This is a genomic window from Mycobacterium sp. TKK-01-0059, from assembly GCF_000709305.1.
GTDB lineage: Bacteria > Actinomycetota > Actinomycetes > Mycobacteriales > Mycobacteriaceae > Mycobacterium > Mycobacterium intracellulare.
The window spans coordinates 456,065-476,455 of record NZ_KL446994.1 but is presented as its reverse complement, the minus strand read 5'-3'; the positions used below and the strand labels follow the sequence as shown (position 1 = coordinate 476,455).

The 20,391-nt window shown below is 68.6% G+C and carries 17 protein-coding genes, 1 pseudogene and 1 riboswitch; all 18 genes and pseudogenes read left to right on the top strand.

What is annotated here, in order from left to right:
• A pseudogene (locus tag K883_RS21470) lies at window positions 1-210 on the top strand (hypothetical protein); the annotation flags it as partial.
• A gap of 497 nt (window positions 211-707) precedes the next feature.
• The gene (locus K883_RS21465; protein WP_020822619.1) at window positions 708-1,961 is read left to right on the top strand and encodes a PPE family protein; all 1,254 of its coding nucleotides are present in this window, start codon (window positions 708-710) and stop codon (window positions 1,959-1,961) included.
• Window positions 1,962-2,292: 331 nt separating this feature from the next.
• Window positions 2,293-3,504 (top strand): PPE family protein, encoded by a 1,212-nt coding sequence (locus tag K883_RS21460; protein ID WP_020822617.1) that lies wholly within the window; start codon window positions 2,293-2,295, stop codon window positions 3,502-3,504.
• A gap of 332 nt (window positions 3,505-3,836) precedes the next feature.
• Entirely contained in the window at window positions 3,837-4,136 is a 300-nt protein-coding gene (locus tag K883_RS21455; RefSeq protein ID WP_008257045.1) for a PE family protein, read from the top strand.
• Between the two features lie 319 nt (window positions 4,137-4,455).
• Window positions 4,456-4,752 carry a WXG100 family type VII secretion target gene (locus K883_RS21450; protein ID WP_003874404.1) on the top strand — a complete coding sequence of 99 codons (297 nt, stop codon included), beginning with the start codon at window positions 4,456-4,458 and terminating at the stop codon, window positions 4,750-4,752.
• 41 nt (window positions 4,753-4,793) lie between these two features.
• Entirely contained in the window at window positions 4,794-5,078 is a 285-nt protein-coding gene (locus tag K883_RS21445) for a WXG100 family type VII secretion target (protein WP_008254256.1), read from the top strand.
• Between the two features lie 107 nt (window positions 5,079-5,185).
• The gene (locus tag K883_RS21440; protein ID WP_008257042.1) at window positions 5,186-6,088 is read left to right on the top strand and encodes an ESX secretion-associated protein EspG; all 903 of its coding nucleotides are present in this window, start codon (window positions 5,186-5,188) and stop codon (window positions 6,086-6,088) included.
• Between the two features lie 268 nt (window positions 6,089-6,356).
• Window positions 6,357-7,868, top strand: coding sequence for a type VII secretion integral membrane protein EccD (gene eccD, locus K883_RS21435; RefSeq protein ID WP_020822616.1), 1,512 nt, complete (start codon window positions 6,357-6,359; stop codon window positions 7,866-7,868).
• Window positions 7,846-9,657 carry a type VII secretion-associated serine protease mycosin gene (locus K883_RS21430; protein ID WP_020822615.1) on the top strand — a complete coding sequence of 604 codons (1,812 nt, stop codon included), beginning with the start codon at window positions 7,846-7,848 and terminating at the stop codon, window positions 9,655-9,657. The genes eccD and K883_RS21430 overlap by 23 nt, the downstream gene beginning before the upstream one ends.
• A gap of 19 nt (window positions 9,658-9,676) precedes the next feature.
• The gene (gene eccE / locus K883_RS21425) at window positions 9,677-10,876 is read left to right on the top strand and encodes a type VII secretion protein EccE (RefSeq protein ID WP_014380194.1); all 1,200 of its coding nucleotides are present in this window, start codon (window positions 9,677-9,679) and stop codon (window positions 10,874-10,876) included.
• Window positions 10,873-12,702: a type VII secretion system ESX-5 AAA family ATPase EccA5 gene (eccA5, locus tag K883_RS21420; RefSeq protein ID WP_008257033.1), complete on the top strand. Its 1,830-nt coding sequence runs from the start codon at window positions 10,873-10,875 to the stop codon at window positions 12,700-12,702. Before eccE ends, eccA5 begins: the two co-directional genes overlap by 4 nt.
• Before the next feature lie 83 nt (window positions 12,703-12,785).
• Window positions 12,786-12,960, top strand: a riboswitch (M-box (ykoK) riboswitch).
• A 425-nt stretch (window positions 12,961-13,385) separates the two neighbouring features.
• Window positions 13,386-14,555 (top strand): PPE family protein, encoded by a 1,170-nt coding sequence (locus tag K883_RS21415; RefSeq protein WP_020822614.1) that lies wholly within the window; start codon window positions 13,386-13,388, stop codon window positions 14,553-14,555.
• Between the two features lie 239 nt (window positions 14,556-14,794).
• Window positions 14,795-15,019, top strand: coding sequence for a hypothetical protein (locus K883_RS27665; protein ID WP_020822613.1), 225 nt, complete (start codon window positions 14,795-14,797; stop codon window positions 15,017-15,019).
• A gap of 332 nt (window positions 15,020-15,351) precedes the next feature.
• Window positions 15,352-16,605, top strand: a complete 1,254-nt coding sequence (locus K883_RS21410) for a PPE family protein (RefSeq protein WP_020822612.1) — start codon at window positions 15,352-15,354, stop codon at window positions 16,603-16,605.
• Window positions 16,606-16,672: 67 nt separating this feature from the next.
• Complete coding sequence (locus K883_RS21405) at window positions 16,673-18,076, top strand: PPE family protein (protein WP_020822611.1); 1,404 nt, start codon at window positions 16,673-16,675, stop codon at window positions 18,074-18,076.
• A 56-nt stretch (window positions 18,077-18,132) separates the two neighbouring features.
• Complete coding sequence (locus K883_RS21400) at window positions 18,133-18,459, top strand: DUF732 domain-containing protein (protein ID WP_080691201.1); 327 nt, start codon at window positions 18,133-18,135, stop codon at window positions 18,457-18,459.
• Between the two features lie 61 nt (window positions 18,460-18,520).
• Window positions 18,521-18,844, top strand: coding sequence for a DUF732 domain-containing protein (locus K883_RS21395; protein ID WP_014711703.1), 324 nt, complete (start codon window positions 18,521-18,523; stop codon window positions 18,842-18,844).
• Window positions 18,845-19,131: 287 nt separating this feature from the next.
• Window positions 19,132-20,373 (top strand): PPE family protein, encoded by a 1,242-nt coding sequence (locus K883_RS21390; RefSeq protein WP_020822609.1) that lies wholly within the window; start codon window positions 19,132-19,134, stop codon window positions 20,371-20,373.
• The last annotated feature ends 18 nt before the right edge of the window (window positions 20,374-20,391 follow it).

Below are 20,391 nucleotides of genomic sequence, written 5' to 3'. Positions count from 1 at the left end.
TCGGTGCCGGTGGCCTGGTCGGGGGCGCCGGCGCTGGGGCATGCGATCCCGGTCAGCACCATCAGCGCGGCTCCCGAGGCCGCCGGCGGGCCCGGAAACCTGCTCGGGGGCATGCCGTTGGCCGGTGCCGGCGCCGGTGGGCACGGCGTGGCCGGCCCCAAATACGGCTTCCGACCCACCGTCATGGCCCGACCACCCTTCGCCGGATAGCCTCCCAAGCCCAGCGACACCGGCGCGTTCGAAAACACGCCCTGCCCCGAAAGCACCTGCGGCAGGGCGTGTTTCGCCGCGTCCGCACCAATCCCACCGACCCTCGCTAGGGAGTCGTCGGGCCGCCCCTGGGCGTCGCGACCGTCGTCGCGGCGGCGAACCTCGCATCCGCTTTATCTGCGGCCGGATTTTTTGTCCCGCGGCGGGGGTTTCAGCGCCGCGGCGACACCTCGAATCGTCCCGCCCTGGCGAGTGCTGACGCGATATTCCCGCAGGTAACCGCCAGCCGCGGCGGCGCGCGCCGCGGGACGGCCGGGCGTCGGCGCGCGGACGCAGAACCGCTGGGGCTGATGGTCGCCGCAGCTGCGGCCGGGCGAGGAACCGGCGAGGGGGCGGTGCGCCCATTTAGCCTTCCCAAGCAAGCAACTGCCCGATGTCATCGACTCGAGACCAGGTACGAGGGGATACATGTCGTTCGAGCCCGGCGCCTCATAGCCATGGACTTCGGGGCGTTTCCGCCGGAGATCAATTCCGGTCTCATGTACGCCGGCCCGGGCTCGGGCCCGATGATGGCCGCGGCCGCGGCCTGGGATGGAGTCGGCGCCGAGTTGGGCACGGCCGCAAGCGGTTACGCCTCGGTGATCTCGGAACTGACCCACGCGCCGTGGGTGGGTCCCGCATCGGCGTCGATGTTGTCGGCGGTCATGCCGTATGTGAACTGGCTGGGCGTCCTGGCCGCGCAGGCCGAGGAGACGGCCGGCCAGGCTCGCGCCGCCGCGGCGGCGTTCGAGGCGGCGTTTGCGATGACGGTGCCGCCGCCGGTGATCGCGGCCAACCGGGTGTTGCTGGCGAACCTGGTGGCGACGAACTTCCTCGGGCAGAACACGCCCGCGATCGCGGCCACCGAGGCGCATTACATGGAGATGTGGGCCCAGGACGCCGTGGCGATGTACGGCTACGCCGGTTCGTCGCTGGCCGCCTCGGAGTTGGTCCCGTTCACGGCGCCGCCCAACACCACGGCCCCGGACGCGACCGGCGACCAGGCCGCCGCGGTGGCGAAGGCCGTCGCCGAGCCGGCGGGCAACACCGCACAAACCACCTCGCAGCTGGCCTCGCCGCACGCGTTGTCGCTCAGCGCAACTCAGGCCGCGCAGGCGCCGACGACGGCGACCAACGCCACGCAGTCAGGGTTGCTCACCAGCACGCTGCAGAACTTGCTGCAGTCCGGGCTGCCGACCCCGACCAACAACTGGCTGGGCCTGACCCCCACGATCTACGACACGATCCTGAAGCGGACGACGGGTCTGGCGTACTTCTCGAACGGTATTGCGAGCTTCTGCACGTCGATCGCGCAGCAGTTGACGTTTGGTCCCGGTGGTAGCACGGCGGGTGCCGGCGGTGCGTGGTTCCCCACACCGCAGTTCGCGAGCCTGGGACTGGGCAACCTCGGTGGCGGGCTGGGCCATGTGAGCGGTGGGGTCGCCGCGGGCGCCGGGCAGGCCGCGCGGGTCGGGGCGTTGTCGGTGCCCCAGCATTGGGCGACGCTGACGTCGGCGGTCAGCCCGGCGACGGTATCGGAGATGGAGGCCACGCCGGTGCAGGCCGCCGCGACGGGCACTTCCGGGCCGGCCAACGGTCTGTTGCGGGGGATGCCCGCGGGGACGCTGGGGCGCCGTGGCGCGCCCGCCGGCTATGTCAACAAATACGGCTTCCGCTACAGCGTGCTGACACGCCCACCCTCGGCCGGATAAGCGGCGGAATTCGGCATGCGCACCCTCACCTTTAGCCGCGCCCGGATTTTATCCCCGGCCCCGATACCAGCGCCCCGGGCCACCACGACATCGCGCCGCCTCTACCCGAGCGGGCGACCCCTCGGATCCGGCCGTTTGCGCAGTTCCGGATCGATATTTGGGCCGACGCCCGCGCGGCCCGTCGGCGCGACGCTGCCGGTGGCGCCGCCCACCCGGGCGGCGGACCGTCACGCCGCCCGCCTGGCGAACGCGGCGAGGCCGGTCACCAGCGCATTAACGTCGTTCGCAACTCGACGCGTCGATCCGCACATCACAGGTTAAGGGGCTATTCGTGCTGGACTATGGGGCTTTTCCGCCGGAGTTCAATTCGGCGCGGATTTATTCGGGTCCGGGGTCGGGTTCGTTGGTGTCTGCGGCGTCGGCGTGGAGTGCGTTGGCGGCGGAGTTGAATTCGGCGGCGCTTTCTTACGAGAAGGTGGTGACCGCGCTCAGTAGTGAGGAGTGGTTGGGGGCGGCGTCGGCGACGATGGCCCAAGCGGTGCAGCCGTATATCGCGTGGATGACGTCGGCGGCGGCGCAGGCTGAGGAGGCGGCCACGCAGGCGCGGGCGGCGGCGGCGGCTTATGAGGCGGCGTTGTCGGCGTCGGTGCCGCCGCCGTTGGTGGCGTCGAATCGGATGCAGGTCAGCCAGTTGCAGGCGACGAATGTGTTGGGGCAGAACACGCCGTTGATCGCGCAGTTGGAGGCTCAGTATGGGGAGTATTGGGCGCAAGATGCCGGGGCGATGTATGGGTATGCGGGTCAGTCGTCGGCGGCGACCAAGCAGACGCCGTTTCAGAAGGCGCCCGAGATCACCAATCCGTCGGGGCAGGCCAGTCAGAGTGCGGCGGTGACCAAGGCGACCTCGGATTCCACGGCGGTCAACACCTCCAAGGTGTTGCAATCGATGGCCCAACCCGCCAGCAACGCGACGACACAGGCGACCGCGCAGGCGACGACCGCCACTGACCCGTTGACCGAGCTCTGGTTCCTGCTGACCGGCCAGACCACCTTCCCCACCAACCTCGGCACGCTGGTGAACGGCTACACCCCGTTCGCGGGCTTGTTCTATAACACTGAGGGTTTGCCGTATTTCAGCATCGGTATGGGGAACAACTTTGTGCAGATTTCCAAGTCGTTGGGGTTGATTGGTAGTGCGGCTCCGGCGGCGGCCAAGGCCTTGCCCGCGTTGGGGGGTTTGGGCGGGATGCTCGGTGGTGGTGCGGCCGCGGCGCATCCGGTGGCGGCGTTGGGCAGCGCGGCCTCGATCGGGGGCAAGTTGTCGGTGCCGGTGGCCTGGTCGGGGGCGCCGGCGGCGGCGCCGGCGCTGGGGCATGCGATCCCGGTCAGCACCATCAGCGCGGCTCCCGAGGCCGCCGGCGGGCCCGGAAACCTGCTCGGGGGCATGCCGTTGGCCGGTGCCGGCGCCGGCGGGCACGGCGTGGCCGGCCCCAAATACGGCTTCCGACCCACCGTCATGGCCCGACCACCCTTCGCGGGCTGAGCCGCGGCCATAGGTGATCGACCAGCTGAAATGGACGAAAGGAGGTTCGAGGGACGCGCTATCGGCAAAGACCATCGCGCCCGCCGGTGCGACGAGTTCGTCGCCATCGGGGGCCACCAGCAACTTTTTCGACCCGGGGCAGATGCCGTTTGTTCCGGCTGTCGAACGAAGGGCTGCGGTCGAGGTCAGACGCTGTTACTGTGTCGTTAACGAAAGTGAATTCGCAGTACCACCACGTGAACAGTTGCAAACACGCTGCGTCCACCCCGGCCTCAGGGGTCGCAGTCATCTACTCTCGCAGAGTCGGGGAATGAACTAGGAGGGAAACAAATATGTCGTTCGTGACCACACAGCCGGAGGCTTTGGCCGCGGCGGCCGGGAATCTGCAGGCTATCGGGTCGACCTTGAGCGCCCAGAACGCAGCCGCCGCAGCCCCAACGACGGGGGTGGTACCCGCCGCTGCCGACGAGGTGTCGGCCCTGACCGCGGCTCAGTTCGCCGCGCACGCGCAGATGTACCAGGCGGTGAGCGCCCAGGCCCAGGCCATTCACGAGGCGTTCGTCAACACCCTGTCCACCAGCTCCGGTTCGTACGCTGCGACCGAGGCAGCCAACGCGGCCGCCGCCGGCTGATTCGTATTCGGCGGTTCGGGCTTGGGACAGATTGTCACCGACGTGGGTTCCAACGTAGCCGCCCATCGGGGGCTGAGCGCGGGGCCGCAGGAATGGTCCCGCGCAGCATCCCCCACAGCAACACGCACTCCGTCAACTCAAACGCCGCGGTTCGGGTCTGACGTCCGTCTCACCGTGACAACGCCCGGTGGCCGCCGGCTGACGGAAAGGGGGGGTTATTTCTATCTGTTCGGCACGGCGGTTGCGTAATCCGTAAACGATCCGGCCACCGTCTTAAAGCACATCACCCATTCATTACGTAAATAAGGAGACAGCCGACATGGCAACACGTTTTATGACCGATCCGCACGAGATGCGGGCGATGGCGGGCCGTTTCGAGGTCCACGCCCAGACCGTCGAGGACGAGGCTCGCAAGATGTGGGCGTCGTCGATGAACATCGCGGGCGCGGGCTGGAGCGGCCAGGCGCAGGCGACGTCGTATGACACCATGGGCCAGGTCAACCAGGCCTTCCGCAACATCGTCAACATGCTCCACGGGGTGCGCGACGGGCTGATCCGCGACGCGAACAACTACGAGCAGCAAGAGCAGGCCTCGCAGCAGATCCTCAGCAGCTAGCCCAGAACTGCTGCTGCCCAACACTTTTAAGGAGCCATGTAATGAGCATTAACTACCAGTTCGGCGACGTAGACGCCCACGGTGCCCTGATCCGCGCCCAGGCCGCGTCCTTGGAGGCCGAGCACCAGGCCATCATTCGCGATGTGCTTGCTGCCGGCGACTTTTGGGGCGGTGCCGGTTCGGTCGCGTGCCAGGAGTTCATCACCCAGTTGGGTCGCAACTTCCAGGTGATCTACGAGCAGGCCAACTCCCACGGACAGAAGGTTCAGTCCGCGGGCAACAACATGGCCAGCACCGACAGCGCCGTCGGGTCCAGCTGGGCCTGACGCCTCGACCACAGGCGCGGCAGCACACCACCCGTCGGTGTGCTGCCGCGTCCTGCGGTTACCGTGCAGTGTGAGCTTGAGCTACTCAGGGACCAGTTGAGGATTTGATGGACCAACAGAGCACCCGCACCGACATCACCGTCAACGTCGACGGCTTCTGGATGCTCCAGGCGCTGCTGGACATTCGCCACGTCGCCCCGGAGTTGCGGTGCCGGCCCTACGTTTCCACCGACTCGAACGACTGGCTCAACGAGCATCCCGGAATGGCGGTGATGCGCGAGCAGGGCATCGTCGAGAACGACGAGGTCAACGAGCACGTGGCCGCCCGGATGAAGGTGCTCGCCGCGCCCGACCTCGAGGTGGTCGCGCTGCTGTCGCGGGGCAAGCTGGCCTACGGCGTCCTCGACGACGAGAACCAGCCCCCGGGTTCGCGCGACATCCCCGACAACGAGTTTCGGGTGGTCCTGGCGCGTCGCGGCCAGCACTGGGTGTCGGCAGTACGGGTCGGCGGCGAGATCACCGTCGACGACGTCGCCGTCGCGGACAGCGCCTCGATCGCGTCGCTGGTGATCGACGCGCTGGAGTCCATCCACCACGCCGAGCCCGCCGCGATCAACGCGGTCAACGTGCCGCTGGAGGAGATGCTGGAAGCGACGAAGTCCTGGCAGGAGTCGGGTTTCAACGTGTTCTCCGGCGGAGACCTGCGGCGGATGGGCATCAGCGCCGCCACCGTGGCCGCGCTGGGCCAGGCGTTGTCGGACCCCGCCGCCGAGGTCGCCGTGTACGCCCGCCAGTACCAGGACGACGCCAAGGGGCCGAGTGCGTCCGTGCTGTCGCTGAAGGACGGCTCCGGCGGCCGCATCGCGCTCTACCAGCAAGCCCGGACAGCGGGTTCGGGGGAGGCGTGGCTCGCCATCTGCCCGGCAACCCCGCAGCTGGTGCAGGTCGGCGTCAAAACCGTGCTCGACACCCTTCCCTACGGCGAGTGGAAAACTCACAGCAGGGTGTGACCTTCGCGCGAAACACAGATTTCATCAATGTCGTCGCACTCAACATGCGGTTGAGCTGCGAACACGGCATACTTCTGTCAAGGCATCAGCAAACCTGAAAACCGGTGTCAACCACAACTCTTAATCGCAAGGCGAGGCAGATGGAATTCCAATTAGTAGGAATGCGCTGCGCGGGGGATCGCAGCACCTCGGCGAGAACACCGGCGCCGGCCGGCACGCGAACGGCGGCACGGGCTCACACATTCATCACGGTAGGGAGTGCAAGGCGATGACTGCGGTCGTTGAAGTACCACAGCCTGACGTAGAGGGCATCTCACAGCCCCAGGCGGTCGTCGTCGGCGTGATGGCCGGCACGGGCGTCCAGATCGGCGTCCTGCTGGACGCGAACGCCCCCGTCTCGGTGATGACCGATCCGTTGCTGAAGGTCGTCAACAGCCGGCTCCGCGAGCTCGGCGAGGCCCCGCTGGAGGCCACCGGCCGGGGCCGGTGGGCGTTGTGCCTGGTGGACGGCTCGCCGCTGCGGGCCACCCAATCGCTGAGCGAGCAGGACGTCTACGACGGCGACCGGTTGTGGATCCGGTTCATCCCGGACACCGAGCACCGCTCGCAGGTCATCGAGCACATCTCCACCGCGGTCGCGGCGAACCTCAGCAAGCGCTTCGCCGCCATCGACCCGGTGGTTGCCGTGCAGGTCGGTGCGTCGATGGTGGCCATCGGGGTGACGGCCGCGACCGGTTTGCTCGGCTGGTGGCGCTGGCACCACAACTCGTGGCTGCCCACCGTCTACGCGGGCGTGATCGGCGCGCTGATGCTGGGCGTTTCGCTGTTGCTGTTGATGCGGGCCAGCACGCTGCAGGAGCGGCGCGTCGCCGACACCATGCTGTTGAGCAGCCTCGCGCCGGTGTCGGTCGCCGCCGCGGCCGCGCCGCCCGGCGGCGTGGGGTCGCCCCACGCGGTGTTGGGCTTCGGCGTGCTCACCATCGCCGCGATCCTCGCGCTGCGTTTCACCGGGCGTCGGCTGTCGATCTACACCGCGATCGTCACCGTCAGCTCGATCGCGGCGGTGGCCGCGTTGGCGCGGATGGTGGCCATGACCAGCGCCGTGACGCTGCTGACCTGCGTCGTGCTCGTGTCGGTTCTGATCTACCAGAGCGCACCGGCGATTTCACGACGGCTGGCCGGCATCCGCCTGCCCGTCTTCCCGTCGGCCACCAGCCGATGGGTGTTCGAGGCCCGGCCCGACCTGCCCACCACCGTGGTGCGCAACGACGGCGGCCCCCCCGTTCTGGAGGGACCCGCTTCGGTCCGTGACGTCCTGACGCAGGCCGAACGCGCCCGTTCCTTCCTGTCGGGTTTGCTGATCGGGCTCGGCGTGCTGATGGTCGTCTCGCTGACCGCCCTGTCGGACCCGCACACGGGGCAGCGCTGGCTGCCGGTCCTTCTGGCGGGCTTCAGCGCGGGATTCCTGTTGCTGCGCGGCCGCTCGTACGTCGACCGCTGGCAGGCGATCACCCTGGCCGGAACCGGCGTGCTGATCGTCGGTGCCGTCGTGGTGCGGTACGCGCTCGTGTTGCAGTCTTCGCTTGCGGTCTCGATCTGCGCGGCGATTCTGGTTCTGGTGCCGGCGGCGGGGCTGACGTCCGCGGCCGTGGTGCCGAACACGGTCTATAGCCCGCTATTCCGCAAATTCGTGGAATGGATTGAATACCTCTGCCTGATGCCGATTTTCCCGCTGGCATTGTGGTTGATGAATGTCTATGCAGCAATCCGCTATCGCTGACCGCAAAGTGTGGCGTGGCCGCGCGACCGCCGCGACCGTCGCCGCCGCCCTGCTCGCCTCGGGCGCGTTGGCGAATCTGCCGCCCGCCTATGCGATTTCGCCTCCGACGATCGACGCCGCGGCGGTGCCGCCGGACGGCCCACCCGGGCCGGGCGCGCCGATGAAGCAGAACTCGTACTGCACCGAGGTGGGCGTGCTGCCCGGGACCGACTTTCGGCTGCAGCCCAAATACATGGACATGCTGAACCTGCAGGAGGCGTGGCAGTTCGGTCGCGGCGCCGGCCAGAAGGTGGCCGTCATCGACACCGGCGTCACGCCGCATCCGCGGTTTCCGCACCTGATCCCGGGTGGCGACTACATCATGTCCGGTGACGGGCTGTCCGACTGCGACGCGCACGGCACCCTCGTGGCGTCGATGATCGGCGCGGCGCCGGCCAACGGCGCCGGCGTACCGCCGGCGGCACCGCGCAAACCGGTCACCATTCCCACCACCGAGCCACCCCCGAAAGCGCCGCCGCCGCAGACGGTGACCCTGTCGCCGCTGCCCCAGACCGTGACGATGGTGCCCCCGCCGCCCCAGGAGCAGCCGGCTCCGGGCCCCTTCGGGGCGCCCCCGCCGCCGGCGCCGCCGCAGCCCGGCGGACCGCCCCCCGGACCGCCGCAAGGCGGGCAGGCCCCGGCGGGCAACCACGGCACCGGCACGGTGACCATCCCCGGCTACTCCGGTGGCGGGCACGTGGTCACGGTCGATAATCCGCGCCCGCTCGACCCGCCGCCGCCGGCACCCGCACCCACCAAGGGCGGACCGGACGCATTCAGCGGGATCGCGCCGGACGTCGACATCATCGCGATCCGGCAGTCCAGCCAGGCCTTCGGCCTCAAGGACGCCTACACCGGCGATGAGGATCCGCAGACGTCGGCGAAGATCGACAACGTCCAGACGATGGCGCGGGCGATCGTGCACGCCGCCAACATGGGTGCGTCGGTCATCAACATCTCCGACGTGACATGCATGAGCGCGCGCAACGTCATCGACCAGCGCTCGCTGGGCGCCGCGGTCCGCTACGCGGCGGTCGACAAGAACGTCGTCATCGTGGCCGCGGCCGGCGACACCAGCAAAAAGGACTGCAAGCAGAACCCTCCTCATGATCCGTTGCAGCCCAACGATCCTCGCAACTGGAATGCCGTCACCACCGTCGTGACGCCGTCCTGGTTCAGCGACTACGTCCTGACCGTCGGCGCCGTCGACGAAGAAGGGCGCCCGCTGAGCCAGGGCAATCAGGGCCAGGCGTCGACGAGCGTGGCCGGGCCGTGGGTGGGCATCGCCGCGCCCGGGACGGACGTCGTCGGGCTGTCGCCGCGGGACGACGGGCTCATCAACGCGATCGACGGACCGGACAACACGCTGCTGGTTCCGTCCGGCACCAGCTTCTCCGCGGCGATCGTGTCGGGGGTGGCGGCGCTGGTGCGCGCCAAGTTCCCGCAGCTGTCGGCGTATCAGGTCATCAACCGGCTGACGCGCACCGCCCGCGCGCCCGCGCGCGGGGTGGACAACCAGGTCGGCCACGGGGTCGTCGACCCGGTCGCGGCGCTGACCTGGGACGTGCCCGACGGTCCGGTGAAGCCGCCGCAGCAGCTGTCGGCGCCGCTGACCGTTCCGAAACCCGCCCCGCCGCGGGATATGGTGCCAGTATGGGTTGCCGCCGGAGGATTGTTCGTGGCGCTGCTCATCGGCGGCGGGGTGTTCGGCACGGCGATGCTGATGAAGCGATCACGGAAACAGCAATAGGGGCGGAGCAGCAGCACTCATGAAGGCACAGCGCAGGTTCGGGTTGTCTTTGTCGTGGTCGCGGCTGACCACGGTGTTCCTGGTCGACGTCGTGATCATGGCGGTGGCCAGCCACTGCCCGGAGTCCTGGCAGGGCACCTACCGCATCGCGTTCTGGGTGGGGGTGGGTCTGGCCGTGCTGGTCGCGCTGCTGTCGCTGGTCACCTACCACGGCCTGACGGTGACGTCGGGGATTGCGACCTGGCTGTGGGATTGGTCCGCCGACCCGGGCTCCGCGCTGGCCGCCGGCTGCACACCGGCGATCGATCACCAACGCAGATTCGGCCGCGACAAGGTCGGCGTGCGCGAGTACCAGGGCCAGCTCGTCACGGTGATCGCCGTCAACGGCGGCGAGGATGACCCGGCGTCGCGCCACCGCCACCGGTCGTCGCGGCCCACCTTGCTGGTGCAGGCCGTCGCCTCGGGGCTGCGCCAGTTCGACATCCACCTCGACGACATCGACATCGTGTCGGTGAAGGTGCGTCGCGGCGGGAATGCCGCCGAGTTGTCCAAGCTCGACGACTGGGGCCCCGAGGAATGGGAGGTGGCGAACGATCAGCCCACCTCCTACGTGCGCAGGACCTGGCTGGTGCTGCGGATGAACCCGCAGCGCAACGTGGCCGCCGTGGCGGCCCGCGATTCGCTGGCGTCGACCCTGGTGGCGGCCACCGAACGGCTCGCCCAAGATCTCGACGGGCTGACCTGTGCGGCAAGGCCGTTGACCGCCGAGGAACTCGCCGAAGTCGACCGCGCGGTGCTCGCCGACCTGGAGCCGACGTGGAGCCGCCCCGGCTGGCGCCGCCTCAAACACTTCAACGGGTTCGTGACGAGCCTGTGGCTGACGCCGTCGGACATCACCACCGACAAGCTCGAGGAGCTTTGGGAGGACGACACTTTCGCCACGGTGCTGACCATCCGGCTCACGTCCCGCGGCGGCCGTCCGCAGGTGTCGGCGTGGGTGCGCTATCACACCGAGAAGCGGCTGCGCCGAAACGTGTCGTCGGGGCTGAACCGCCTCACCGGTCGTCAGCTGGCCGCGGTGCGGGCCAGCCTGCCCGCCCCGACGGCCCGCCCGCTGCTATCCGTGCCGAGCCGTCCGTTGCGCGCCGACGACGATGAGCTCTCGCTGTCCGTCGACCAGCTGCGGGGGAGCTCGGCGGGCGTACCTGTAGCGCAATGACGAGGCCCCAATCAACCGCCGAGGGCGCCCGTAACGCGATGGTCGCCGGCCTGTTGGCGTCGGGCGTGTCGGTCAACGGGCTGCAACCCAGCCACAACCCGCAGGTCGCATCGCAGATGTTCACCACGGCGACCAACCTGGACCCGTCGATGTGCGACGCCTGGCTGGCGCGGATGCTGGCGGGGGAGCAGAGCCTCGACGTGCTCGCCGGCGCCTGGTCGTCGATCCGGACGTTCGGGTGGGAGACCCGCCGCCTCGGGGTCACCGAGTTGCAGTTCCGCCCGGAGGTCTCCGACGGGCTGTTCCTGCGGCTGGCGGTGACCAGCGTGGAGTCGCTGGCGTGCGCTTACGCGGCCGTGCTTGCCGAGGCCAAACACTATGCGGAAGCGGCGAAGCTGCTCGACGGCGTCGAACCCCGCCAGGCCTTCGACGAGGAGCTGGTCAGCTACGTGCGCGGCGTGCTGTACTTCCGCACCGGGCGGTGGCCGGACGTGCTCAACCAATTCTCCGAGGGCAAGGGATGGCGTCAGCCCGAGCTGAAGGCCGCGGGGGCGGCGATGGCCACCACCGCCCTGGCCTCGCTCGGCGTGTTCGAGGAGGCGTTGCGCCGCGGCCAGGACGCCATCGAAGGCGACCGGGTACCGGGCGCGGCCAACATCGCCCTGTACACGCAGGGCATGTGCCTGCGCCACCTGGGCCGCGAGGACGAGGCCGTCGAGCTGCTGCGGCGCGTCTATTCGCGCGATCCCAAGTTCACCCCCGCGCGCGAGGCGCTGGACAACCCGAACTATCGCCTGATCCTGACCGACCCCGAGACGATCGAGGCCCGCACCGACCCGTGGGACCCCGACAGCGCGCCCACCCGCGCTGAGGCGGAGGCCGCCCGTCACGCCGAGGAGGCGGCGAAGTACCTGGCCGAGGGCGATGCCGAGCTCAACGCCATGCTGGGCATGGAGCGGGCCAAGCGGGAAATCAAGCTGATCAAGTCGACGACGAAGGTGAACCTGGCGCGCGCCAAGATGGGCCTGCCGGTGCCGGTGACGTCGCGCCATACCTTGCTGCTCGGTCCTCCGGGAACCGGAAAGACCTCGGTGGCAAGGGCTTTCAGCAAGCAGCTGTGTGGGTTGACGGTGCTGCGCAAACCGGTGGTGGTCGAGACCAGCCGCACCAAGCTGCTGGGCCGGTACATGGCCGACGCGGAGAAGAACACCGAGGAGATGCTCGAGGGCGCCCTGGGCGGCGCGGTGTTCTTCGACGAGATGCACACCCTGCACGAAAAGGGCTACCAGCAGGGCGACCCCTACGGCAACGCGATCATCAACACGTTGCTGCTGTACATGGAGAACCATCGCGACGAGCTGGTCGTCTTCGGGGCCGGCTACGCCAAGGCCATGGACAAGATGCTCGAAGTGAATCAGGGTCTGCGGCGGCGCTTTTCGACGGTGATCGAGTTCTTCAGCTACACCCCGGACGAGCTGGTCGCGCTGACCCGGTTGATGGGCCAGGAAAACGAAGACGTCATCACCGATGAATCGGCGCAGGCCCTCCTGCCGTCCTACACCAAGTTCTATCTCGACGAAACGTATTCGGAAGACGGCGATCTCATTCGCGGCATCGACACGCTGGGCAATGCCGGTTTCGTGCGCAACGTGGTGGAAAAGGCCCGCGATCACCGCAGTTTCCGCCTGGACGACGAGGACCTCGATGCGGTCCTGGCCAGCGACGTGACCGAATTCAGCGAGCGCCAACTGCTGCGGTTCAAGGAGCTGACCCGCGAGGATCTCGCCGAGGGCCTGAACGCGGCGGTCGCCGAGAAGGCGAACTAGCCGGCTAGCGGCTACGCGCTGGTGCGCGGTTTTGTTGAACGTCAATTTGACTCGGCGTAGGCCGAGTGCCACCATGGCCTGTGCAAGCACCTCGCTAGGTGAGGCGTCTGCACGGACATAGGCCACTGACCTCGAACGTCGAGAGACGCCCAGGGTCAGGACAGCTCCTCCCGGATTAAGGGTTGAGCCCAAGTGGCTTCCGGCTCTGGTGACCGGATACGCCGTGTGGTGCCGAAGCTCTGACGAGAGGGGTGCGCGCCCAACGATTCTCGCGTTGGGTGCCTATCCCCGCGTGCAACGTATGGCATCCCCGTATGCCCTGGCCGCGAGGAGGTGAGAGCGGAATGAGTCCCGGTGATAGTCCGTATCCCAGATCGATGACCATTTCGTTGCGATCCGACCCCGGCCACGTTTTGTAGCCTGAATCGGCTCCTTCCACATATTCTCGCGCACGCCAACGCATTACGCGTGCGTGCGCAAGTGTGCGCGGAATTAGCCTGATTCGGCGAACCACGGCTGAGTTCGGTCTCTGCTGTGAGGAGAACTCCGATGTCGTTTCCCATGTCGTGCTGCCAGTTAGCAGTGTTAGCGGCAACACAATTCAGCATCGACGCCATGTGCCGCACCTCGAGGGCGCGGGCGCTGGCCGACACCATCGCGACCGGCTAGGGGAGGGGCCCGAAATGTTCGTGGACTTCGCAACGCTCCCACCCGAAATCAACTCCGCGCGTATGTATGCCGGGCCCGGGTCGGGCCCGATGCTGGTTGCCGCGTCGGCGTGGAACGGGTTGGCCGCGGAATTGCGTTCGGCCGCACTGTCGTACGGGTCGGCGCTCTCTTCGCTGACGAGCGAGGAATGGCACGGCCCGGCATCGGCGGCGATGGTCGCGGCCGCGTCGCCGTACGTGGCGTGGATGAGCGCGACCGCCACCCAAGCCGAGCAGGCCGCGACCCAGGCCGAAGCCGCCGCCACGGCCTACGAGGCCGCGTTCGCGGCCACCGTGCCACCGCCGGCGATCGCGGCCAACCGCGCGCAGCTGGCGACGCTGATCGCCACCAACGTGCTGGGCCAGAACACGCCCGCCATCGCGGCCACCGAGGCGCAGTACGGCGAGATGTGGGCCCAGGACGCGGCAACCATGTACGGCTACGCCGGCTCCTCGGCCGCCGCCACCCGCTTGCCCATGTTCACCGATCCCACGCAAACCACCAGCCAGGACGGCCAAGCCCGCCAGGCCGCCGCGGTCGCCCAGGCGACGGGCACCTCCGCGGGAAACCAGCAGGCGACCGTGTCGCAGCTGAACACCGCCGTGCCCAACGCGCTGCAGACCCTGTCGTCGCCGACGGAATCGTCGACCGGATCGACGTCGGGCCTGTCGTCGATCCTGGACCCGAACAGCAATTTCTGGAACACGATCACGTCGACCGGCGCGCTCGACCCGGCGCAGGTGGTGCAGACCGTAACGAGTTCGACGCTGATCGGCGCCAGCACCGGCGCCCTCAACGACCTGGCGAGCGGCGCGCCGGTGGCGACCGGCATCGGAACAAGCGCCCAGGGACTGTCGGGGTTGGCGGGGGTGGGCAATGCCGGCGCGTCGGTCTCGGCAGGACTGGGCCGGGCGTCCCTGGTCGGTCCGCTGTCGGTGCCGCCGAGCTGGGCCCCGCCCGCGCCGGTCGCCAGCCCGTTGCCGTCGGCGCTGGGCGGCACCCCGATGGTGGCCCCGCCCCCGGCGATGGCGGCCGGCATGCCCGGCATGCCGTTCAGCCCCATGCGCAACCACGGACTCGGACGCGCCGTCCCGCAGTACGGATTCCGGCCGAACTTCGTGGTGCGCCCGCCCGCCGCCGGGTAGCTCTCGGGCACGCGCGCCGTTGGCTTCGGCCGAAAACCGTTACCGCCCGGATCTTTACAACGGCGCATGGAAAAATTCGCGGCGCCGATCGCAGCGCCGCCGTGCGCCGAGAGGTCTGTGTCACACTCGAAAGCCGCTGCGCCCTACGGGAATTCGTCCCACAGGAAATTGTCAGTGGCCCACCAGCGCCACAGCAGACTGGCCGCGTCTAGTGGTATGAACGGACCCTACGACACAGCGTGACCACGCCCGCCCAGTTCGGCGATGACGACGCCGTCGGTTCGAACTGGGGCTTAATCGCATTTCGCGGAAATGGCGCGGAATCGCGCCTTTGGCAATTCCGAAAGCCGGAACTCATCGTCGATAAAGAAAGTTTTTGGCCGTCGCGTTGCGTCTCAATGCGGACACCGTCGAAGCAATACATCAGCACGCCCAACCCCGCCCGTCGCGCGCATACCGGGTGATATGCGCCACTAATCGAAAGGCTGTCATGCGCCGTTCTCACACCGGTCCCGAAGGCCGCGACATCGATGTTTTACACGGCTTTACCTGGCGGGAACGCCGCCTGAATACCAACGGTGCAACATCTTTATTGCGATAGCAGCGTGGCTTGACTACTCATTCATCCGCCTTTTATGGCGCCGGTTTACAGCTAGGAGAGTAGGGCTTGCTGTCTTCCAACCGACGGAATGTGCGTCCGCATTCGAAGGCTTGTTTCGTGAATTCCCTTCCAGGCGCGAGTTTGTCGAGCCCGCGATGCCGCGCTGGGCGTGGCCGAGACTCGAGGAGGACCTGAATGCTGGACTTCGGCGCGTATCCGCCGGAATACAACTCGGCCCGGATGTATGTCGGCGCGGGATCGGGCCCGCTGCTGGCCGCCGCCGCGGCCTGGGACGAGCTGGCCGCGGAATTGCAGACGACGGGCGCGTCGTACAGCTCGACCATCGAGACCCTCGCGACGGGCCCCTGGACGGGCCCCTCGTCGCTGGCGATGGCGGCCGCGGCCGCCCCGTATGTCGCGTGGATGCACGCCACCGGGGCGCAGGCCGAGGAGGCCGGCGCGCGGGCCAAGCTCGCCGCCGGCGCCTACGAGGCGGCATTCGCGGCCACCGTGCCGCCGCCGGTGATCGCGGCCAACCGCGCCCTGCTCGCCACGCTGGTAGCCACCAACATCCTGGGCCAGAACACCCCGGCGATCGCCGCGACCGAGGCCCACTACATGGAGATGTGGGCGCAGGACGCCGCCGCAATGTACGGCTATGCGGCGTCCTCGGCGAGCGCGTCGGCGCTGACACCGTTCGCACCGCCGCCGCGCACCACCAACGATTCGGCCGGGCCCGCCCAAGCCGCCGCGGTCGCCCAGAGTAGCGGGCAGTCCGGTTCCAACACCGCCACCCAGCTGTCGCAGCTGAGCGGCACGCTGCAGCCTGCGGCGCAATCCGTGGCGAACGCCGGCTCGTCGGCAACGTCATCGGCCGAACTGACGACGCCGAGTTTCATCACCAACTGGAACGAGTTCTGGTCGGTGGTGACCGGGGTGTACTCGCCGCAGTCGTGGACCACCATCCCCGGCGGCCCGTTCCTGTCGTTCGGCCAGGCGTACGCCTGGGGACAGAACGGGCAGGGTGCGGCCGCCTATCTGGCTGGGCCGAAAGCCATCTCGGGCGCGTTGGCCCCGCTCACCAGTGGCGCCAACGCCGTCAAGCCCATGCTCAGCTCCGCGATCGGGGCGGGGCAGGTGTCGGGATCGATGGGCAAAGCCGCTCTGGTCAGCGGCATGTCGGTGCCGCAGGGCTGGACGGAGGCCGCGCCGGCACTCCGCTCACTCGCACTGCCCGCCAACCTGGCGGCGGCGCCGGCGGCGATGGCCGGCGAGGAGGGCGTGTTCAGCCAGATGGCCCTGTCCAGCCTGGCCGGGCGCGCCGTCGCCGCCGCCGCAACCCGTCCGGTCGGCGGCGCCGCGACGGCAATGGGAGCGCTGGGCGGTGTTGCCGCGGAAGCCGATCCGGCCGCGGCCACCATCATCGTGATCCCATGCATCGAGGAATGACCGCGATGACCAAACCGCATGGCAGCCAGGTGCTTTCGCTCGAATGCCGAGGCAGGGGGTAGCAGGGATGTTTTACGGAGCCTTTCCGCCGGAGTTCAATTCGGGCCGGATGTACAGCGGTCCGGGCGCGGGATCGCTGGTGGCCGCGGCGACGGCCTGGCAGAGCCTGGCCACCGAACTGCAGTCCACCGCGACGTCCTATGCGGCGACGATCTCGAGCCTGACCGCCGGGCCCTGGGCGGGTCCGTCGTCGTTTGCCATGGCGTCCGCGGCGGCCCCGTACGTGGCCTGGATGCAGCAAACCGCCGCGGCCGCAGCACAATCCGCGACCCAGGCCACCGAGGCGGCAACCGCCTACGAGACGGCCTTCGCCGCCCATGTGCCGCCGGCGGTGATCGCCGAAAACCGGGCGCTGCTGGCGCAATTGGTGGCGACGAACCTCTTCGGGCAGAACACGTCCGCGATCGCCGCGAACGAGGCCCAATACGGCGAGTTCTGGGCGCAGGACGCCACGGCGATGGACACCTACTTCGCGTCCTCGGCGACCGCTTCCAATAAGTTGACGGAGTTCAGCCCGGCTCCCCAGACCACCAGCGCGGCGGCCGAACCGATGCAAGCGGCCGCGGTGACGTCGGCCGCCAGCACCCCCGCCGCCAACGTGGCGAATGCCGCGGCGACGGCGGCGACCACCACGCTGCCCTACAGCGGGCCCTTCTCCGGCGCGGCGAACCTGGCGTACCTCTATCAGACGTTCATGACCAATCTCTTCAACACCGTCCCGGGCGGGGCGAGCTTCTATACCGCGATGTACAACGCCGTGAAGGTGCCGCTGGGCCTGACCACCCAGTTCAACGACGTCGGATTGTTGGTCAACTTTCCGTTGTCGCAGTGGCTCAAATTCGCCCCTCCCATCGCGTACGGTGCGTTGCCCAAGGACGCTCTCGGCGCGGGGCTCGGGGCGTTGGGCTTCGGTCGGGGCACGCTGTACAGCGCGATCAACCCCATCGCCGGCATGGGCAATGCCGGCACCCTGGTGGGCAAGCTCTCGATCCCGCCCAGCTGGGCCACGGCCACGCCGTCGGTCAGGACCGTCGCCGCCGCCCTGTCGGCCGCCGGGACCGAGGCCGTGCCGGCGGCGGCGCTGGGCGAGGGAAGCCTGTTCAGTTCGATGGGCCTGGCCGGGATGCTGGGCAGCGCGCTGGGCTCCGGGGGGCCCACCGTGGTCCGCGGCGGGGTGCGCAACCGGATGGCCGCGATCAAGGACCTCAAGGACAAGCAATCACCCGAACAGCTGAAACGCCTTGTCGCACAGATCTCGGAGAAACCCGAAAGCGTGCAGCACCACAACGTCGATCAGGAAAACCTCGACGCGCTGCTCGAGCAGCTGGCCAAGAAGCCCGGCATCCACGCGGTGCATCTGAAGAAGGGGGACAAGTCCAAAGTCCTGCCGACGGATGCCCAGTTGGGTTAGGGGACAAGGCAATCGATGTTCACGCAGCGACCGCGCGTGAGGACGGAAGGTGGACAGTGATGATAAGACTACTGGCACTCCTGAGTGCCTTCGCGACGATTGGCCTTGCCGCGCCGGCTTACGCCGATCCCGGGCCGGAACCGAGTGGTGACGACGGAGGCTTCATCGCGGCGCTCCACCAAGCCGGCTTCAGCTTTGCCACGCCGGGTTCGGCCGTCGCCGCCGGGCGGGCGGTGTGCTCGTGTTTGAACAACGGCGAACCCGGCCTGGAGGTCGTCCACGACGTGAAAACCCACAACCCCGGCATGGACATGGAGATGGCATCCAATTTCGCCCTGCTTTCCGCGAAGTTCTACTGCCCCAACCAACTCTCCAAGGCCTGACCCGTCGGCCGTCCGCCTGGGCGGCCGAACGCCTCGCCGCCGCATGGGAGAATCACGAGTCATGAGACTGCTGGCGGCGCTGGGCGTCGGCGTTTCGGTCGCCCTCGGTCTGACCCCGCTCGCGCACAGCGACCCGGGGACGACCGGGGGCGACGAGGCCGCTTTTCTTGCGTCGCTGCGCGGCGCCGGCATCACGTACTCGACCCCGGATGGGGCGATTAAGTTCGCCAAAGCCGTGTGCGTGTCGATGGCAAACGGCGAGTTGGGTCCCCAAATGGTGGACGAATTGAAGAGCCAAAACCCCGGACTCACCGACGACCACGCGACGTCGTTCTTGGCGATTGCGGCGAAATTCTATTGCCCGCAGCAACTTAACAGAAGGTAGCCCCGTAGCAGGCGGCCTCCCTGCGCATCTGAGACGCGAAATCCCTTGCGCTTAGCGAATATTCACGCCGCGGGCGTCCGAGGTCGGTGGAGCCGGCCCCGGCGCCGAATGCCGATCCTGAGAATTTCTCAGTCGAAGGACGCGTTGGAGCGGCGCCGGTGCAACACATGGAATACACATATGCTCCACCGGCGAATCTCATGAATTCCATTTGAGCCGTGGCTTGTTTGCGGGAAGGCCGCATATTCGCTCCTACCCTGGCGCCAGAGGAGGACGGGAGGCAACGGGTGGACTTCGGGGCGCTGCCACCAGAGGTCAATTCAGGACGGATGTATGTGGGTGCCGGATCGGGGCCCCTGCTGGCCGCCGCCGCGGCATGGGATGCGCTGGGAGCCGAACTGTATTCCTACGCGGCGGCCTACAGCTCGACGATCGCCGGCATGACCGTCGGGTCCTGGCTGGGACCGGCGGCGGCGTCGATGAGCGCCGCGGCCGCGCGCTACGTGGCATGGGCCACGGCGACGGCCGCCCAGGCAGAGCAGGTGGCGACCCAGGCCAGGCTCGCCGCCGCGGCCTACGAGACCGCGTTCGCGGCGACGGTGCCCCCACCGGTGATCGCCGCCAACCGCAGTCTCTTGATGACCCTGATCGCCACGAACATCCTCGGCCAGAACACCGCGGCCATCGCGGCGGCCGAAGCGGAGTACGCCGAGATGTGGGCCCAGGATGCCGTGGCGATGTATGCCTACGCCGCCTCGTCGGCCGCGGCCACGCGGCTGACGCCCTTCACCGAGCCGCCGCGGACCACCGATTCGTCCGCGGTGGCACGACAATCCGCGGCGCTCGCGCAAAGTGCCGCCTCGGACATCCCGTCCGAGCTGTCGGCCTTGATCAACGTGACGCCGACGATGCTGCAAGGACTGGCGGCGACCCCGTCGGCCGCGGCGGGGCCGGCGGCATCGATCATCGAAGCCATTTACCCCATCACGGCCGCCCTGCGGCCCTTCTTCGCGGCCGTCACCGGCGCGTACAGCCCCATTGGCGCGATCATCGTGCCCGGCGGATGGTGGCTGCTGTCGCTGCAGGCTCTGGGTCTGTCCCAAAACGCGCCGGGTGTCGCCGAACTGCTGGGCGGCGGAAAGGCCATCGCCGGGGGGCTGTCGCCGCTTGCGCCGCTGCGGGGGGGTTACGTCTCCGCGGTGACACCGGAGATCGGGGGCGTGGCCGGGTCGATGGGCCGCGCGACCCTGGTCGGATCCCTGTCGGTTCCGCAGGGCTGGGCCACCGCCGCCCCCGTCATGAAGACGGTCGCGTCGGTACTGCCGGGCGCGAGTTTGGGAGCCGCCCCGGCGATGACCGCCACGTCGCAGGGCGCAATGTTCGGCGAGATGGCCATGGCGAGCGTGGCCGGACGCGCGCTGGCGGGCGCGGGTGTGCGCACCGTCAGCAACGGCACGACCGGCGTCGCCGCGGCGGCCACCGACGGCGTCGCGACCACCGCCACGATCATCGTGGTGCCGGCGGATTGATGGGCCTTGACATGACAC

Coding starts and splice junctions, on each gene's coding strand:
- K883_RS21415 (WP_020822614.1), top strand. CDS start 13,386: ATGTTCGTGGACTTCGCAACGCTCCCACCCGAAATCAACTCCGCGCGT.
- K883_RS21440 (WP_008257042.1), top strand. CDS start 5,186: ATGGACCAACAGAGCACCCGCACCGACATCACCGTCAACGTCGACGGC.
- K883_RS21410 (WP_020822612.1), top strand. CDS start 15,352: ATGCTGGACTTCGGCGCGTATCCGCCGGAATACAACTCGGCCCGGATG.
- K883_RS21465 (WP_020822619.1), top strand. CDS start 708: ATGGACTTCGGGGCGTTTCCGCCGGAGATCAATTCCGGTCTCATGTAC.
- eccD (WP_020822616.1), top strand. CDS start 6,357: ATGACTGCGGTCGTTGAAGTACCACAGCCTGACGTAGAGGGCATCTCA.
- eccE (WP_014380194.1), top strand. CDS start 9,677: ATGAAGGCACAGCGCAGGTTCGGGTTGTCTTTGTCGTGGTCGCGGCTG.
- eccA5 (WP_008257033.1), top strand. CDS start 10,873: ATGACGAGGCCCCAATCAACCGCCGAGGGCGCCCGTAACGCGATGGTC.
- K883_RS21395 (WP_014711703.1), top strand. CDS start 18,521: ATGAGACTGCTGGCGGCGCTGGGCGTCGGCGTTTCGGTCGCCCTCGGT.
- K883_RS21455 (WP_008257045.1), top strand. CDS start 3,837: ATGTCGTTCGTGACCACACAGCCGGAGGCTTTGGCCGCGGCGGCCGGG.
- K883_RS21445 (WP_008254256.1), top strand. CDS start 4,794: ATGAGCATTAACTACCAGTTCGGCGACGTAGACGCCCACGGTGCCCTG.
- K883_RS21430 (WP_020822615.1), top strand. CDS start 7,846: ATGCAGCAATCCGCTATCGCTGACCGCAAAGTGTGGCGTGGCCGCGCG.
- K883_RS21405 (WP_020822611.1), top strand. CDS start 16,673: ATGTTTTACGGAGCCTTTCCGCCGGAGTTCAATTCGGGCCGGATGTAC.
- K883_RS21450 (WP_003874404.1), top strand. CDS start 4,456: ATGGCAACACGTTTTATGACCGATCCGCACGAGATGCGGGCGATGGCG.